At 61.9% G+C, this 15225-nt stretch carries 11 protein-coding genes; 1 reads left to right on the top strand and 10 read right to left on the bottom strand.

All coding sequences use genetic code 11. From position 1 onward, the window contains the following. Positions 1–139: 139 nt before the first annotated feature. The 5 genes from ACFPB1_RS06305 to ACFPB1_RS06285 all read right to left on the bottom strand — a co-directional run bounded on the left by ACFPB1_RS06305 (position 140) and on the right by ACFPB1_RS06285 (position 6287). Complete coding sequence (locus tag ACFPB1_RS06305; protein WP_379223093.1) at positions 140–964, bottom strand: carbohydrate ABC transporter permease; 825 nt, start codon at positions 962–964, stop codon at positions 140–142. Further along, positions 961–1845, bottom strand: coding sequence for a carbohydrate ABC transporter permease (locus ACFPB1_RS06300; RefSeq protein ID WP_379223090.1), 885 nt, complete (start codon positions 1843–1845; stop codon positions 961–963). The genes ACFPB1_RS06305 and ACFPB1_RS06300 overlap by 4 nt, the downstream gene beginning before the upstream one ends. Positions 1846–1942: 97 nt before the next feature. After that, complete coding sequence (locus ACFPB1_RS06295; protein WP_379223088.1) at positions 1943–3292, bottom strand: ABC transporter substrate-binding protein; 1350 nt, start codon at positions 3290–3292, stop codon at positions 1943–1945. A gap of 89 nt (positions 3293–3381) precedes the next feature. After that, positions 3382–4500, bottom strand: a complete 1119-nt coding sequence (locus ACFPB1_RS06290) for a response regulator transcription factor (protein ID WP_379223085.1) — start codon at positions 4498–4500, stop codon at positions 3382–3384. Further along, complete coding sequence (locus ACFPB1_RS06285; protein ID WP_379223083.1) at positions 4497–6287, bottom strand: sensor histidine kinase; 1791 nt, start codon at positions 6285–6287, stop codon at positions 4497–4499. Before ACFPB1_RS06285 ends, ACFPB1_RS06290 begins: the two co-directional genes overlap by 4 nt. A gap of 366 nt (positions 6288–6653) precedes the next feature. Here ACFPB1_RS06285 and ACFPB1_RS06280 point away from each other — a divergent pair, with 366 nt between their 5' ends. Beyond that, a complete protein-coding gene (locus ACFPB1_RS06280; RefSeq protein ID WP_379223081.1) occupies positions 6654–7820 on the top strand; it encodes an acyl-CoA dehydrogenase family protein in 1167 nt (388 codons plus the stop codon). A 79-nt stretch (positions 7821–7899) separates the two neighbouring features. On the opposite strand, the gene ACFPB1_RS06275 is transcribed toward ACFPB1_RS06280, so the two are convergent. The 5 genes from ACFPB1_RS06275 to ACFPB1_RS06255 form a co-directional block, all read right to left on the bottom strand. Further along, positions 7900–8607 carry a PIG-L family deacetylase gene (locus ACFPB1_RS06275; protein WP_379223079.1) on the bottom strand — a complete coding sequence of 236 codons (708 nt, stop codon included), beginning with the start codon at positions 8605–8607 and terminating at the stop codon, positions 7900–7902. Further along, positions 8604–8918, bottom strand: a complete 315-nt coding sequence (locus ACFPB1_RS06270; protein WP_379223077.1) for a DUF1806 family protein — start codon at positions 8916–8918, stop codon at positions 8604–8606. Before ACFPB1_RS06270 ends, ACFPB1_RS06275 begins: the two co-directional genes overlap by 4 nt. Positions 8919–9106: 188 nt before the next feature. After that, entirely contained in the window at positions 9107–9763 is a 657-nt protein-coding gene (gene bshB2 / locus ACFPB1_RS06265; protein ID WP_379223147.1) for a bacillithiol biosynthesis deacetylase BshB2, read from the bottom strand. 23 nt (positions 9764–9786) lie between these two features. Then, the gene (locus tag ACFPB1_RS06260) at positions 9787–10131 is read right to left on the bottom strand and encodes a YojF family protein (protein ID WP_379223075.1); all 345 of its coding nucleotides are present in this window, start codon (positions 10129–10131) and stop codon (positions 9787–9789) included. A gap of 257 nt (positions 10132–10388) precedes the next feature. Beyond that, entirely contained in the window at positions 10389–15224 is a 4836-nt protein-coding gene (locus ACFPB1_RS06255) for a glycoside hydrolase domain-containing protein (RefSeq protein ID WP_379223073.1), read from the bottom strand. Position 15225 lies beyond the last annotated feature (1 nt).

The raw sequence follows: 15225 nt of genomic DNA, 5'->3' as shown, positions 1-15225 counted from the left end.
CCGAGCAGCTGCAAGCATTCGAGGCGCAAACATGCCAAAAAGGAACAAGTCGACTATGACTTGTTCCTTTTGTTCCTTATTCACGCGGTTATCGCAAATGCTCCATCTCGGGTAGGCCGTATGGCGACGGCCGCAACCCTTACCCTTTGACCGCCCCGTCCGTGATCCCCTGGATGACCCAGCGCTGGAAGAACGCGAAGATCAGGACGATCGGGATCGAGGCCAGGATCAGCGAGGCGAGAATGAGCGCCCAGTCCCGGCTGTACTTGCCGAAGAACATGTTGATCGTCAGGACGAGCGTATACTGGCGGAAATCGTTCAGCAGCAGCACCGGCAGCAGGAAATCGTTCCACAGCCAGAGCAGATCCAGTACGACGATGGTGAACGTGATCGGCAGCAGCAGCGGGAAGATGATCAGGAAGAAGCCCTTCCACTCGCCGCAGCCGTCCATGCTCGCGGATTCGTCGAGCTCCCGCGGGATGCCCTTCACGAAGCCGTGGTAGAGGAAGATCGCCATGTTGACGCCGAGTCCCGCGCAGACGACGCCGAGTCCGAACGGCGAGCCCTGCAGCCCGAGGTCGCGGGCCATCTGGGTCAGCGTGACCATGATCGTCTGGAACGGAATGAGCATCGACGCGACGAAGAGCATGAAGATGGCGTTGCTGAGCTTGCCGCGCGTGCGGGACAGCTTGTAGCCCGCGAGGGAGCTGCAGGCGACGATGCCGACGATGCCCGTCACCGTGACGACGACGGTGTTCCAGCCGCTGTGCAGCATGTTCGCTTTCTTGAACGCTTCGGCGTAATTATTGAATTTCAAGGCGGACGGCCAGCCTAGCACATTACTGTACACCTCGCCCTCCGTCTTGAACGAATTGACGATGGCCATGTAGATCGGGAACAGGAAGTAGACGGCCAGCAGGGCGAGCACGACCCACCCCAATGCGGAATAGATACGCCTGCTCATGCTTCCACCTCGCGCTTCTTCATGACCGTCACCTGGATCATGGTAATGACGAGGATGATCAAGAACAGAATGATCGCCTTGGCGCTGGCATAGCCATACCGGTTATTGCCCTGGTACGCTTCCTCGAGAATATTCATCGTAATGACCTGCGTGCCCCGTCCGGGACCGCCGCCGGTCAAGGCGTACACGAGATCGTAGATCTTGAACGAGCTGTTCAGGGTCAGGAAGATGCAGATCGTCAGCGCGTGCGCGATCAGCGGCAGCGTGATGTAGCGAAGCATATGGAACGGCGTCGCCCCGTCGATGATCGCCGCTTCCTTCAGATGCTGCGGAATGCCCTGGATGGCCGACATGTAGATGAGCATCAAGGTGCCGACGCCGCCCCAGACGGAGACGAGCAGGATCGACCAGAACGAGACTTTGGGATCGCCGAGCCACGACAGGTCCAGGAACCCGAACAGCGCATGCTCGGACAGCGCCGGAATGACCTTCGAGAACACGAACACCCACATGAACGTGCTGATGATGACGCTGAGCATGTTCGGCATGAAGAAGACCGTCCGGAACAGCCCCTTCGCCCGCGTGCGGGATTCGATCAGCAGTGCCAGCAGCAGGGCAAGCACGTTCGTGAAAATGACGGCGCAGACGACGTATTTGGCGGTAAACAGTATCGCCGTCCGGAAATACCGGTCGTCCCGCAGCGCCTCGACGAAATTTTGAATCCCGACGAAGCCGTACGTTCGATTCAGGCCGTTCCAATCCGTGAAACTGTAGTACGAGCCTTGAAGCATCGGGATGACCAGAAACAGCAGGTAGAGCACGAAGGCGGGCAGCACGAACAAAATGAGCGACACGGTCGCCTTGCGGCGTCGGCTCGTCATGGTTGCATTCACTCCTTAAGGAAGACGCGCCCCGCTTCGGCCGGCGCTTGAGAGCGGCGAAAGCGGGGTGCGCTCGTTGTAATTCGGGGCCGGCCGGTTACTTATTGGCCGCGTTGGCTTCCTTCCACGCTTTGTCCAGGTCCTTGATGACGTCTTCCTTGGACAGTTTCTTGTCGTAGTAGGATTGCAGCGCCTTGCCCGACTCATCCTTGACCGCGGACGGAATCGCGGGATCGCGGTAGGATTGGCCCTTGTTCACGTATACGGAGGCGTCTTCCACCCAAGGATACGGCTCGAACGTATGGTTCTTCGAGACCGGGTTGAATTTCAGGCTTTGATACAGATCGTTCGACGCTTGATCGTCGAGGATGAAGTTCAGCAGGTCGGTCGCGACTTCCTTGTTCTTGCTGTTCGGCGGCACGGACAGCGCCGTGGACACCGAGACGTTGATGCGCAGCGATGCCGGGTCGTCGTTGATCGGCAGCGGCGCGACGCCGAATTCAATCTTGTCGTTCATCTTCAGGATGGCGTCCGCGTCCCACGTGCCCTGCACCCACATCGCCGCCTTGCCGTTCGCGAAGTCGGCCGCGCCGTCGTCGTTGCCCTTCTCGAACGCGCGGTCCGTTCCGTTCGCGTTGACGAGGTCGATGATGTCGAACATCTCCTTGATGTCGCCGAAGCTGCCTTGGTCGCTGTTCATTTTATCCATGAAATCCGGATGGCTGCTGTTCACGAGCCCGCCGACCGTCAGCGGCAGGAACAATTGCGGAATCCAGCTTTCTTTGTAGCTGAGCAGGAACGGGGTGATTTTGTTGTCCTTCAGCTTCTGGACGACCGCTTTCATCTCGGTGAGCGTATTCGGCGGCGTAATGCCGAGGTCGCTGAAAATCTTCTTGTTGTACAGGTAGCCCCACGACAAGCTCTCCATCGGCACCGCGACGACCTTGCCGTCTATGGAGACGAGGTCTTTGATGCCATCGATCAGCTTGCCCGAGAGCGGCTGGTCGGAGAGGTCCGTCAGGTAGCCGGCCTTATAGAAGGACGGGATGTCGTTGCCCGCGTGCAGGCTGAAGACGTCCGGCACGTCGCCCGTGGCGAGCCGGGTCTTGAGGATCTGCGGGGCGTTGTCCGAGCCCGGATATTCGGAGTTGAACGTCACTTCGATGTTTTTCTCGGCTTTCTCTTTTTCCGCGAATTTCTCGAAGTAGCCGTCGAACTGCTCCCGGAACCGGTCGAGGCCGCCGAGGAAGATCTTCAGCTCGACCTTCTTCGGCGCGGCCGCCGCGTCGCTGCCGCCCTCGGCCGGCTGATTGTTCGCCGTCTGGTTGCCGCCGTCGCCCGCGTTGCCTGCATTGGCGCCGCTATTCGAATTGCCGCCCCCCGACGAGCAGGCAGCCGTCAATCCCAGCAGCGTAACCGCTGCCAAGATCGAAATGGATTTCTTCATTTCAAGACCTCCCTAGGTTGTGATAACGCTTACGTAACGAGTATAACGGGGAGGTGCCGCGCTTGGCATTGGACCGCATTTGCGCATTGTTATGGACGATATTGATATTCGGCGGCGTCCGCTTCGCGCGTGCTCGGTCGCTCGTCCGCCGCTTCGCGCCGCGCCTGGGCCGGCGTCATGCCCGTGATTTTCTTGAAGATGCGGTGGAAATACGTCAGGTCGGAGTAGCCGACCGCCTCCGCCGCGCGCTTGATCGACGCGGATGCCTGCAGCAGCCGATTCGCCTCCTCCACCCGCTTCGTGACGATGTAATCCATCACCGTGGAGCCCGTCGCCTGCCGGAACGTCCGGGACAGATGCTCCTTGCTGACGAAGTAGAGGCCCGCGATGGATTCCAGCGTGATCGGCTCGGCGAACGAGCGGTCGATGAACTGCCGGATGTCCTCGATGTCGATGCGGTGCTTGCTCCGGCGGAGCTGGATTGTCTGCTCGAGCACCGCCCCGTAGGCGGCGCGCAGCATGCCGATCCATTGCTCGAGCGGCGTGAAGTCGGTCACGAAGAACGACGACGCCTGCTCCGGCAGGGCGGACGCGTCGTCGGCGCCGGCCTTGGCCGCGAGCTCGCCGAGCAGCAGCATGAAATGCTTGTAGAGCAGATGATACAGCCCCGGCGCCGCCTGCTCCTGCGTCCGAAGCAGCGCCTCCAGCGAGTCGAACGACTCCCGGACAGCCTCCGGCTGAAGCTCCTGGAACTGCCGCGAGATCTGCTCCTTGTACGCCGTGACAGCGCTCATGACGTCCTTGCCGAGCGGCTGCGCAGCGTGCAGCCCCCGGGCGATGCGCAGCTCCGACGCCGCCTTCTCCAGCGCCCGGTTCAGCTCCTCCGCCTGCACGGGCTTCAGGATGTATTCGTCGACCTTGGAGAGGATCGCCTGCTTCGTGTACGCGAAGTCGTCGAACCCGCTGATCACGATCTTGCGGATGAACGGATAATCCTCCGTCAGCTTCCGCAGCAGCTCCACCCCGTCCATCCCCCGCATGCGCATGTCCGTGATGACGATGTCCGGACGGATCTCGTCGATGATCCGCAGGCCGCTGATGCCCTCCTCCGCCTCCTCGACCTGCTCGATGCCGAAGCGAGCCCAGTCCGCGAGCCGCTTGATGCTGTCGCGCGTCCAAAATTCGTCGTCGATGATGACCGCCTTCATTCCGTTTCCCCCTTCTCGATCGCGGGTATTAGCAGCTTGACCGTCGTGCCCCCGTTCGGCCCGCTCGAGACGAACAGGCCGTATTCCTCGCCGAACAGCAGCTTGATCCGCGCGTTGACGTTGCTCATGCCCATGCCTTCGCCGTGCTCCGGGCCGTCGGCCGGCTGGCTCAGCCGGCGGCGGATCTCCGCGAGACGCGCTTCGGGAATGCCCGCGCCGTTGTCGGCGACGTCGATCTCGATCTCGTCGAGCACCTTCTCCACCCGGATCGCGATCGTCCAGGCGTCCATTTTGCCCTCCAGGCCGTGGAAGAAGCAGTTCTCCACGATCGGCTGGAGCGAGAACTTCGGAATCCGGCAGCCGAGGCAGTCCTCGTCCGCCTCGATGCGCACGTCGATCATGCTCTGGAACCGCAGCTTCTGGATATGCAGGTAGTTCTCGACGTGCTCGAGCTCGTCGGCGACCGTGACCAGGTCGGACTTCATCCGGATCGCGTAACGGAACAGATCGCTGATCGCCCGGACGTGGTCGTTGATCTCCGGCACGTTGCGAGACAGCGCGATGCCCCCGATCGCCTGCAGCGCGTTATGCAGGAAATGCGGGTTGATCTGCGCCTGCATCGCCTTCACCTGGGCCGTCCGCTTCTCGATCGTCGCCTTGTACTCCGTCTGGATGAGCTCCTTGATCCGGCCGAGCATGGAGTTGAAGCGGCGCTCCAGCGTCCCGATCTCGTCGCTGCGCGGCTCGCGGATGTCCACCTCGAAATTCTGGATCTCGACGGCCTTCATCGACTTCGTCAGCCGGATGATCGGCCGCGTCGTCACGTACGCGATGAGCACCGACGCCGCGATCGCCACGGCCGCGAACGCCAGCGCCGTGAACAGGCTAAAGTTCAGCGTCGACGACGCGCCCTCGGTGACGTAGGCGATCGGGATGAACTTCACGATCCAGATCTGGCCGGAGACGCTCGGCTGGTAGAACAGGAAGCCGCGCTTCGATTCCGTATAGCCGGGCCCGTCCGGACCGGAGAGCGCCGCCTTCACCGTCTCCTGGTCGGTCGTGATCCGTTCGCTGTACGGACTGTACATGACGTTGCCGTCCGCGTCCGCCACGAACACCTCGCTGTTCGCCTCCGAGTGGACCATGTCGAGCACGCTGTTCATCATTTTCCACCGCACCTCGAGCATGACGCCGCCGAGCACCTCGCGGTCGGAGAAGCGGTTCATGGTGCGCACGATGGAGAACGTGTCCTTGCTGTTGTTGAGCAGCAGGTTCAGGCTGTCGTGCGACTGCCCGATCGCGCCCCAGTCCGCCTGCGGCGTCTTCAGCCGATCCGTCGCGATGCCCGCGACCTTGTCGACGACGTACAGCCGGCCCTGGGATTTCAGGTACAGCGCGATCTGGGCGATGTTCTTGTTGTTGGCGCTGTAGAGCGACTTCAGCCGGTCGAGCGTGTATTGGCTCACGAACGACGGCGACCCCATGCGCTGGACCGGGCCGCCGTTGACGTTGGGGAACAACGTATTGTCGAGGAGGAGCGAGTAGGAGACCGCCTGCAGCTGGTCGAACTTCTCGTCGAAATATTTCGAGGCCCACTCCATCCGGGATTCGTTCGAGCGGATGACCTCCGTCGCGAGCGACCGCTTCGTCGTGTTCGTCGCGAACAGCGTGACGAGCGAAAGCGGCAGCACGGCGATCAGCACCATGAGCAGCATGAGCTTATACCGGAGGCTGAGCTGGAAGGGGCGCGCGATTCCGCGCAAGGCTTGTCGGGTCCATCTGAGCATCGCGTTGCATCTCCGCTTCGTGTAGGATAGCGTCTACTGCCAGTTTGCCGCCTGCCGGGCCGGGTTGTCAACGCTTCCACGGCCGAAACGAGGCGGGCGGCCCGGGAGGAGCGGCTTCGGGCGGGCGAGAGCCGCCCGCCGGCGGTCCGGCGCGGGCGCGGAACCGGCCGGCACCGGGCCGCCATCGATCCGGCGCGGGCGCGCCCTAGCGAGGCGCAGCCAGTGCGCCCTAGCAGGCGCAGCAAATGCGCCCTAGCCAGGCGCACATGTGCGCCCCAGCCGGACAAAATCGGACAAAACGCCGTTTCGCCCTCCCCTTTCGCGCGCCGCTTGGTATAATGACGTTAGAAAAGGAGTGATCCTCGGATGAGCCGTTATATCGATCGCTATATTCGCAATGAGAAGGAAGAAGCCTGGGTCCGGAAAGCCGAGGCGCTGGCCACGCGCTTCGCGGAACGGGCGGAGCGCCACGACCGGGAAGGGTCGTTCCCGTTCGACAACTTCGCGGACCTGCGGGAGGCGGGGTACTTGCGCATCACCGTGCCGAAGGAATACGGCGGGGAAGAACTGTCGCTGCGCGAGCTCGTCCTGCTGCAGGAGCGGCTGGCGTACGGGGACGGCTCGACCGCGCTGGCCGTCGGCTGGCACGTCGGCCAGCTGCTGCATCTGCGGACGACCCGCAAATGGCCGGACGCGGCCTTCGCCGAGCTGTGCCGGGACATCGTCGCGGACGGCGCGATGATCAACACGTTCGCGAGCGAAGCGGGGACGGGCAGCCCGAGCCGCGGCGGACGGCCGGAGACGGTCGCCGTGCCCGCGGAGGGCGGCGGCTGGCGGATCACCGGCCGCAAGACGTTCAGCACGCTCTCGCCGATTCTCGACCGGTTCGTCGTGACCGCCTACTTGCCGGACGAAGACGCAACGGGGGAATTTCTCGTCCGCCGGAGCGAAGGCGTGACGGTCGCGGAGACGTGGGATACGATCGGCATGCGCGCGACCGGCAGCCACGACGTAGTGCTGGACGGTGCCTACGCCGCGCCGGAGGGCCGGCTGACCGGCAAGGGCACGGACGACGGCGGCGGCTGGATGCTGCACATCCCGGCCTGCTACATGGGCATCGCGTTCGCCGCCCGGGACTTCGCGCTGAACTTCGCGCGGACGTACCGCCCGAACACGCTGGATAAGCCGATCGCCGCCCTGCCGCCGGTGCAGCAGCAGATCGGCGAGATGGAGATCGCGCTCCGCTCGGCGCGCGCGCTGCTCTATGAGGCGGCGGACCGCTGGGACCGCGAGCCGGAAGGGCGGACGTCGCTCAAGCCGGAGCTCGGCCTGGCGAAATACGCCGTGACCAACAACGCGCTGCGGATCGTCGATCTCGCGATGCGCATCGTCGGCGGCGCGAGCCTGTCGCGCAGCCACCCGCTCGAGCGCTATTACCGCGACGTTCGCGCCGGCCTGCATAACCCGCCGATGGACAACGCCGTCGTCTCGAGCCTCGCCGCCGCCGCGCTGGGCGAGGAACGACCGGACTGACGCGCGCTCGCACGACGAAGAGGGCGCGGGCAGCGGATCGATGCTCCGCCGTCCTGCGCCCTCTCGCCTGCCGGCAGGGTCAGAACAAATCGTCGCCGGCCCGCTGCGGCGCGTCCGGGTCGCCTTTCAGGAAATACTCGTAATCGCCGAACCGGGACAGCGCCTCGTCGTCGGCCAGCCACACCCACTCGTCGATCTCCGTCTGGCAGCGGTGCGCGCGGAACGCGGCGAGCTTGGCCTCCAGATGGGCGCTGATGTCGACCTTGATGACGTCCTTGCGGGTATAGCCGTAGCGCTTCGGATGCTCCATCGCGTCGCCGAACGTGATGAAATAGAGGGCGCCCTTGCGGGCGGAACGGCGGAATGCGGCGGTCGCCGCTTTGCCGATCGCGCAATGGTCCGGATGGCCGCCGTACCGCTCGTGGAACGTCAGCACGACGTCCGGCCCGATCTCGCGGATCAGCGCCTCGATGCGTCCCGTCAGCGACTCCTCGTCCTCGAATTCCACCGTCTTGTCGCGGATGCCGAAGAAGCGCAGCTCGCCGATGCCGAGGCGGTCGCAGGCGTCGCGCAGCTCCTGCTCGCGGGCGGCGGCCATCGTCTCGCGGTTCAGGTACGGCGGATTGCCCATCCGGCGCCCCATCTCGCCCCGCGTCGCGCTGACCAGCGTGATCTCGACGCCTTCGCTCGCGTATTTGGCGAGCGTGCCGCCGCAGATGAACGTCTCGTCGTCGGGATGGGCGAAGACCGCCAGCAGCTTGCGCGTCTTTTGCGCGTTCGTGTTCATTCCGGGAACGGCTCCTTTCCTAGGTGGAGCGCGGTATGCATGCGTCCCCTGTCATCGTAGCCGGCCAGCAGCAGACGGCCGTACTCGTCGGTTTCGAAATGCGTGAGCGCTTCCATGCGCAGCCAGCCGTGTCCGTCGAACCGGAGCGCGGCGCGGAAGGACGGCCCCTCGCCCGCGAGGTAGGCGTGAGTCACCTTGACCTTGAAGTTGCGGACGAACACGAAGGACGTCGCCTCGCTGTGTATGTACGCCTCGGCCCCGACGAACCGCTGAAGCTCGGCTTCCGTTTGCGGCTTGTTGATTTTGATCATCGCACAGGATCCTTTACCGTTTATTTTTTGAAGTTCAGGCTTATTGTAGCACGAATGGCGCCGGCCGCCGAGACCGGAAAGCACGAAAAATACAGCCGCGCCGCGCAAGAAACCGAAAAAAAGGCCCGCCTCCATGAGGCGGACCTAGCCTTAACCTGCGCTACGGCCATGAACCCCGCGGCCGGCGCTCAGCGGATCGGGTACGTCCAGAACCGCTCCGTGCCGAACCGCTCCAGCAGGTCCTTGTTCGTGAGCGCGTTGCTGCCGAGCAGCTCCGCCGCCTGGAACTGGGAGCGATGCGCCCGGATGGCGTCGAGCTTCTGCTTTAATGTGCCGCGGACGTCGTTCACGACGTCGGGGCGGCCGATCTCCTGCTCGTGGCCTCGCGAGAACGCCATGCAGAGCACCTTCGGACGCTCGTCCTCAGGCAGCTTCGCGACGGCCCGGACGACGGCGGCGCCGGTGGCGTCATGGTCGGGATGAACGGCGTAACCGGGATAAAACGTGTACACGAGCGACGGCTTGACCTCGTCCAGCAGCGCGGCGATGCGTCCGTCGATCAGCGCGGGCTCCTCGAACTCCACCGTTTTGTCGTGGAAGCCGAGCATGCGCAGATCCTGGATGCCGATCGCGGCGCAGGCTTCTTCCAGCTCCGCCTTGCGGATGAGCGGCAGGCCGACCCGGTTCGTGAACGGCGGGACGCCCATGTTGCGGCCCATCTCCCCGAGCGTCAGGCAGGCGTACGTGACCGGCGTGCCTTCCTCAATATGTTTGGCCAGCGTTCCCGACAAGCCGAAAGCTTCGTCGTCGGGATGCGGCAGGACGACCAATATGCGGCGTTCCATCTCGTTGCTCCTCTCTTTCCCCATCAGAACGGCTCCCGGCTCAGATGCAGGGCGACGACCAGCTTGCCCTGGCTGTCGTGACCCGCCAGAATGAGCCGCTCCGCGTCGGTCTCGTCGTAATGCGTCAGCCCCTCGGAATAGACCCAGCCGTGGGACATCTTCAGGCCGACCCGGTACGGGCCGCCCCCGGAGATCGCGCCGTGCGTATAACGGACGACGGCATTGGTGACGAACGTCGCCGCTGGATGCTTCGTGCTGTCCAGATGCGCGGCGTACGCCCCCGTCGTCATCTCCAAATGTAGGTATAACTCCTGGTCTTTCATCCGGTCGATCCGCTGCTGGATGACCGTCAAATTAATGGGCTGCATCTATTGCCGCCTCCTTCCAAACAATCGCGGGCACGAAAGTGCTCTGATGCGATTATAGCCCAAAACCGCTAGAGTTCCAAAGCATCGGTCAAAAAGAGCCCCCTAAAGCCAATAATTGGCTTAGGAGGCTCCTTGAGCATCGCGCGGTGTAAAGCTTGCCGCCGGTGTCATCCGCAATCGCTAGCGGGCCGCCGGCGTTCGGATCGGTCCCGTTGGACCGCTTCGATTTGTCTTCAAACCCACGCGCTTACGCCGGTTCATTTGTACGAGAAGCTGGCGTTGTCGAAGTTGCCGATGTACGGATGATTGCCGTCCGTCGTGCCTTTCAGCATCAGATAGACGTCCTGAATGCCCGTTATCTGCTGCGTCAGACTAGCGGTCGCCGACTCGTACGTGCCCCATGAAGGGACCGTCGGAGGCGTTGCTACCGTGCCGATCTTCGTGCCGGTCGGGCTGCCGAGATACACCTCGACAGAGGCATTCGCGGCAACCCGGTTCGTATTGCCCGAATACTCGATGGCAATTTGGTTCACGCCCTGCGTGCCGAAGTTCATTTGCAGATAAGCCAGCCATGCGCCGTCGGCGGTGTTGGCCACCTGCTGGCCGCTCTTGCCGCTTTCAATTCTGAGCGGCGCGCCGGACCACGCGTCATAGTTCTCCAGTTCGAGCTTGGCATAGTCGGACCTGGTCTTCTCATAGCTGAAAGTGAACCAATCGAAATTGCCGATATACGGCAGACCGTTCGCAGGCTGCCCTGCCTTCATGATGACATAGAGCTTCTGCTGGCCGGTCACCGTCCGATTCAGCTTGGCCGTCGTGTCGAGGTAAGAGCCCCAGTTGGCCAACTTGTCATCCAAGTTAACCGTGCCGACGACTTCGCCCGACGTGCTGCCGAGACGGAACTCCAGATAGCTGCCCGCAGGCACCTTGTTCGTCGGCGCGTCATAGTTGACGGTCACTTGATTATAGCCCGTCTCGCCGAAGTCGACGTTATACGCGAGCCATGCGCCGCCAAACGTATGCGCGACGACGGTTCCGCCGCCCGCTTTGCTCTCCGTCTGCAGGCCGCCGCCGCCGTTCGGATGCGAGTCCGGCGTCCATTCCGCCCGCTCTTCGAATTCGACCTTCAGCGTGCCGTCTTCCGGCTGCTCCGGTTCGTCCGGCTCGTTCGGGTCCGGTATCGGCAGCGGATCCGGAATCGGATCGTCGACCGGCTGCGGCCCTTCCGGATCCGGCAGCTCGCCCGGCTCCGGCTGGTTCGCGATCGGCTCGGCCAGCCACAGCGGCGAATCGTAGATGTCGCCGTTGAAATCGCTGACGAGATACACGTTAAAGGCGAACTTCGAAGCGTTGACGTTATAGATCTCCGAGATGTCGAAATCGCCCTGCTGCACCGGCACGGCGGTGGACAGCCATGCGCTCGTGTTCGTCGCGCCGTTCATCAGCTGGAAGACGACGGCCGCGGAATCCGCGTACTCGCCTTTCAGCGAGCCGGTTACGTGCACTTGCATGTTGCCTTCGCGTTTCACGTCGGCTTTCAGGTCGTACACGTCCCATTTCACGTCGGACGTATAGGCCTTGTCCGCCAGCAGCGCTGGGCCGGCCGCGCGGTGATCCGCCAGGTTCGCGCCTACCCGTACTTGCACGGCGCCCGCCGCATAGTTCAGCGGACCGACCGTTTGCGGATTGGCGGAAGCGGTTCGCCACGTCTTGCCGTCGTCCGTGCTGAATTGATACTCGCTGGCGTCCGCGATGCCCGTCACCGGCGTCCAGCCGATGGTGTTCATCGTGTCGTCCGCCACCGGGTTCGTCGGCGCGGCCGGCGTCTTCAGCTCCCGGACCGCGTCGAGGCTGAACTCGAACGCGATGTCCGAGCTCGTGCCGTTCACTTGGTGCACCTCGGCGGTCAGCACATTCTCGCCGTCGACCAGGTAGCGCGGATCGATAGCGTAGCCGCTGCGGTCGCGCTCGTCGGCGACGGTCGCGTTCGCGTAGGTGTCGTAACCGACGGTGCCCGAAGGCATGTTGGTCCGGATGACTTCATGCCCGTTCAAGTACACGATGGCGCCGTCGTCGCGGATCAGACTGGCATCCAGCTCGAGAATGCCGCTTGAATCCTCGACGTTGAACGTCTTGCGGAAGTACGTCGTCGGGTACTTGTTGTTGGCGTTCGGGCCGTAGCTGACCTTGGTGGCCGGCTTGCCGTAGCTGTCGTACCCGAGCATCGCCGGCCCGGAAGCCCACGCGCTGTCGTCGAACGCGGCCGTCGTCCAGCCCTCTCCGGCGTAGCGGCCCTTATCCAGGTATTTCCATGTCGATTTCTCCGCGATCATCGGCTCGTGGCTGAAGCGGTTATCGATGTCGGCCGCGTAATCGATCGTCGGCGGCTGCGCGCTCGCTTTCGCGCCCCAGTTCGTGTTCGGCTGGCTGCCCATATGGAATTCCAGCATGCCGCCGGCCATGATGTCGTCGTACGTGATCCACGCCTGATCGAAGTTCTTGCCGTTCAGCTCCGCGGATTGGATGAAGCGGTTTTGGCTGGACACGCCGTCAGCCTTGATGACCATCGTTTTACCATTATCCAGATGCAGCTTCACCTCGGAGAAGATCGGAGAACCGATCAGGAACGAGCCTTCGCCAGGGGTGCCCGGGAACAAGCCGAGCGCGCTGTAAACAAACCAGGAGCTCATGGCGCCTGCATCGTCGTCCATGGACAACAGGTAACCTTCCGGATCGTCGCGGTACACGCGGGATTTCATCGGATAGGCGTACGTGCCATGGTTATGATACTTCTGCGTCACGACTTCCGTCGTGAATTGACGTGCGAAGTATTGCGTCAGATACGGATACCCCAGGTAATCGAACAGATACGGCGCCTGGATATCCTCTTCATTGATCGCCATGTACTCGTCGATGTCGAAGAAATGCAGCAATTGCTCCGCCGTGGCCTTCTTGCCGCCCATCAGCTCGGCCATCCCGTTCACGTCCTGCGGCACCGACCATCGGTACTGCCACAGGTTACCTTGGTACGCAAAGCGATCGACTGCCTGAATATCGCCTGGGCCGACCGTGCTGCCGTTTGGCGTAAAGAAGCCGGTTTTCACACCTTTTTCATCTACTTGGTTCGGATTCCACAGACCTTTGTAGCCTTGCGCCATCGCTTTGTACTTCTCGTATGTCGCCTTGTCGCCGATCAGAGCGGCCAGCTTCATCGGGAACGAAGCGCTGTTGTATTTCTCCAGCTTGCCGGAAATTTCACCGTCGCTGATCGAGAAGTTGTCCGCATCGATAGCCATACCCTTCAGCGCTTTATAGGCATCGAAATCCTGAAAGCCTTTTGCATAAGCATCCAAAATAACGGCGCCGTTAAACTCGTTCCGGGCCGCCGGGCTCGGCCAATAGCCGTTGGCCCATTGCTGATAGGAACCGCGGGTGCTGTACAGATCGACCAGCGATTTCACCATGTTCTCGTAACGCTGCGGCTCGAGGACAGAGAACAGCGAGAATTTGCGGAAATCGTCCCATGTCGCCCAACCGTTGTAATATTGGAAATGATCGCCAAGACCTGGCTCCGAGACGTTGCGAATCGTGTTCTCGTCGCGCGCTGCCTTGAACGTGCCTGCCGAGCTCGTGATGTTTTTCGGCATTTGGTAAGCATGATACATCTGCGTATAAAATACGCGTTTGTTTACTTCATCCGCATCCGTAATTTCGACCTTATTCAGCACGTCGCTCCACGCTTTGCGCGCTTCCTGATGACGAGCGTCGAAATCCCAATCCGTAAACTTGCCGCGCTCAGCCTGCGCCTGCTCCACGCTGATCGAGGACAGACCGACTTTCGCTTGAACGGTTTTGGCCGTTTGCGTGTTGAAGTTCATCCATACGCCGCTGTTAAATCCGGTACGCTCGGCTACGTTATCGCCTACTGTATTGTCCTGCCATGATTTGTAGCTGTCGAAATCATGGTCGAACTGAATGGAATAGTAGATCGTGTAGTAACCATTGCCGCAGACGTTTTTGGACTTGACCATGCCTGTGATCTCATAGTTGTTCACTACTTTCAGGTTTGCGTCCACCATGCCCGCATACGAATTGGACAGATCCAGCAGGACCGAGCCATTCGCCGCCGCAGCCGGGAAGGTGTACTTGTGGAAAGCTACATGATCTGCGGTAGTCAGCTTTGCGTCGATACCGTTCTCAAAATCAACGCCGTAATAACCGACAGACGCTTCTTCACTGCTTTTGATATATTTCTGCTTGTACTCCGCCGCGTTTTTCGTGAATTCGCGAACTTCAGGCATCAAAAGGATGTTGCCGCCCGCGCCGCTGCAGCCTGCGCCGCTGTAACGCATATGAGAGAAGCCCTTTAAGTTCTTATCCTGGTAATAGTAGCCGCTGAATGCCCCGCCGTCGCCATCCGGACCAGGGGACGCCAGTCCGAACGGCGTGGTTGGGCCTGGATTCGTCTGGCCGTTATCGCCGAGGGTATTGATAAACGGATCCACATAATCGATCGGCGCCAGATTCGAAGGCCGGTCGGCCGGCGTTTGGCCGGCGTCTACGCCGTACACTTCGAATTCGTATACGCGAACGACATTGCCGTCATAGGCGGCTTTGTCGATGTACAATCGCACATAGCGCGCCTCGAACGGCGTTACGAAGCGATCGACGATCGTTTGCACATTGCTCTTCACGACGTCGACGTCGGTCCAGGTCTGGCCGTCGTCGCTCTTTTGCAGACGGAAATCCTTCGTATTCCAGAACGGGGCATTGTTCCCCTCGTTGATGGCCGCGTTTTGCACAGCCCATTCGTTGATGTTGTAAACCTTGCCCAGGTCGAGCTGCAGCCATTTTTTGGCCGCGGACGTATTGTCGCACCATTTGGTGTCGTTCTTGCCGTCGACGGCGTTAGCCGGATTCTCGTTCGCATTGCATTGGCCAGACGCCGTTGCCACAGCGCCGATCGCCACGTTCCGCGTCGGCGTACCCGGGTCCGCCGAGGCGGCCGCGGTCACGACTTCTGCCGTAACGGGCAGCAGCAGGTTATAGACGAACATGGCCGTCAAGGCAACCGCCAGTAACTTCTTCCGCATT

Origin of the sequence: Paenibacillus sp. GCM10023250 (assembly GCF_042653205.1) — a bacterium.
In the GTDB taxonomy this organism is placed as follows: Bacteria; Bacillota; Bacilli; order Paenibacillales; family Paenibacillaceae; genus Paenibacillus_Z.
This window is presented reverse-complemented; position numbering and strand designations above follow the sequence as displayed.

Coding starts and splice junctions, on each gene's coding strand:
- ACFPB1_RS06305 (WP_379223093.1), bottom strand. CDS start 964: ATGAGCAGGCGTATCTATTCCGCATTGGGGTGGGTCGTGCTCGCCCTG.
- ACFPB1_RS06300 (WP_379223090.1), bottom strand. CDS start 1,845: ATGACGAGCCGACGCCGCAAGGCGACCGTGTCGCTCATTTTGTTCGTG.
- ACFPB1_RS06295 (WP_379223088.1), bottom strand. CDS start 3,292: ATGAAGAAATCCATTTCGATCTTGGCAGCGGTTACGCTGCTGGGATTG.
- ACFPB1_RS06290 (WP_379223085.1), bottom strand. CDS start 4,500: ATGAAGGCGGTCATCATCGACGACGAATTTTGGACGCGCGACAGCATC.
- ACFPB1_RS06285 (WP_379223083.1), bottom strand. CDS start 6,287: ATGCTCAGATGGACCCGACAAGCCTTGCGCGGAATCGCGCGCCCCTTC.
- ACFPB1_RS06280 (WP_379223081.1), top strand. CDS start 6,654: ATGAGCCGTTATATCGATCGCTATATTCGCAATGAGAAGGAAGAAGCC.
- ACFPB1_RS06275 (WP_379223079.1), bottom strand. CDS start 8,607: ATGAACACGAACGCGCAAAAGACGCGCAAGCTGCTGGCGGTCTTCGCC.
- ACFPB1_RS06270 (WP_379223077.1), bottom strand. CDS start 8,918: ATGATCAAAATCAACAAGCCGCAAACGGAAGCCGAGCTTCAGCGGTTC.
- bshB2 (WP_379223147.1), bottom strand. CDS start 9,763: ATGGAACGCCGCATATTGGTCGTCCTGCCGCATCCCGACGACGAAGCT.
- ACFPB1_RS06260 (WP_379223075.1), bottom strand. CDS start 10,131: ATGCAGCCCATTAATTTGACGGTCATCCAGCAGCGGATCGACCGGATG.
- ACFPB1_RS06255 (WP_379223073.1), bottom strand. CDS start 15,224: ATGCGGAAGAAGTTACTGGCGGTTGCCTTGACGGCCATGTTCGTCTAT.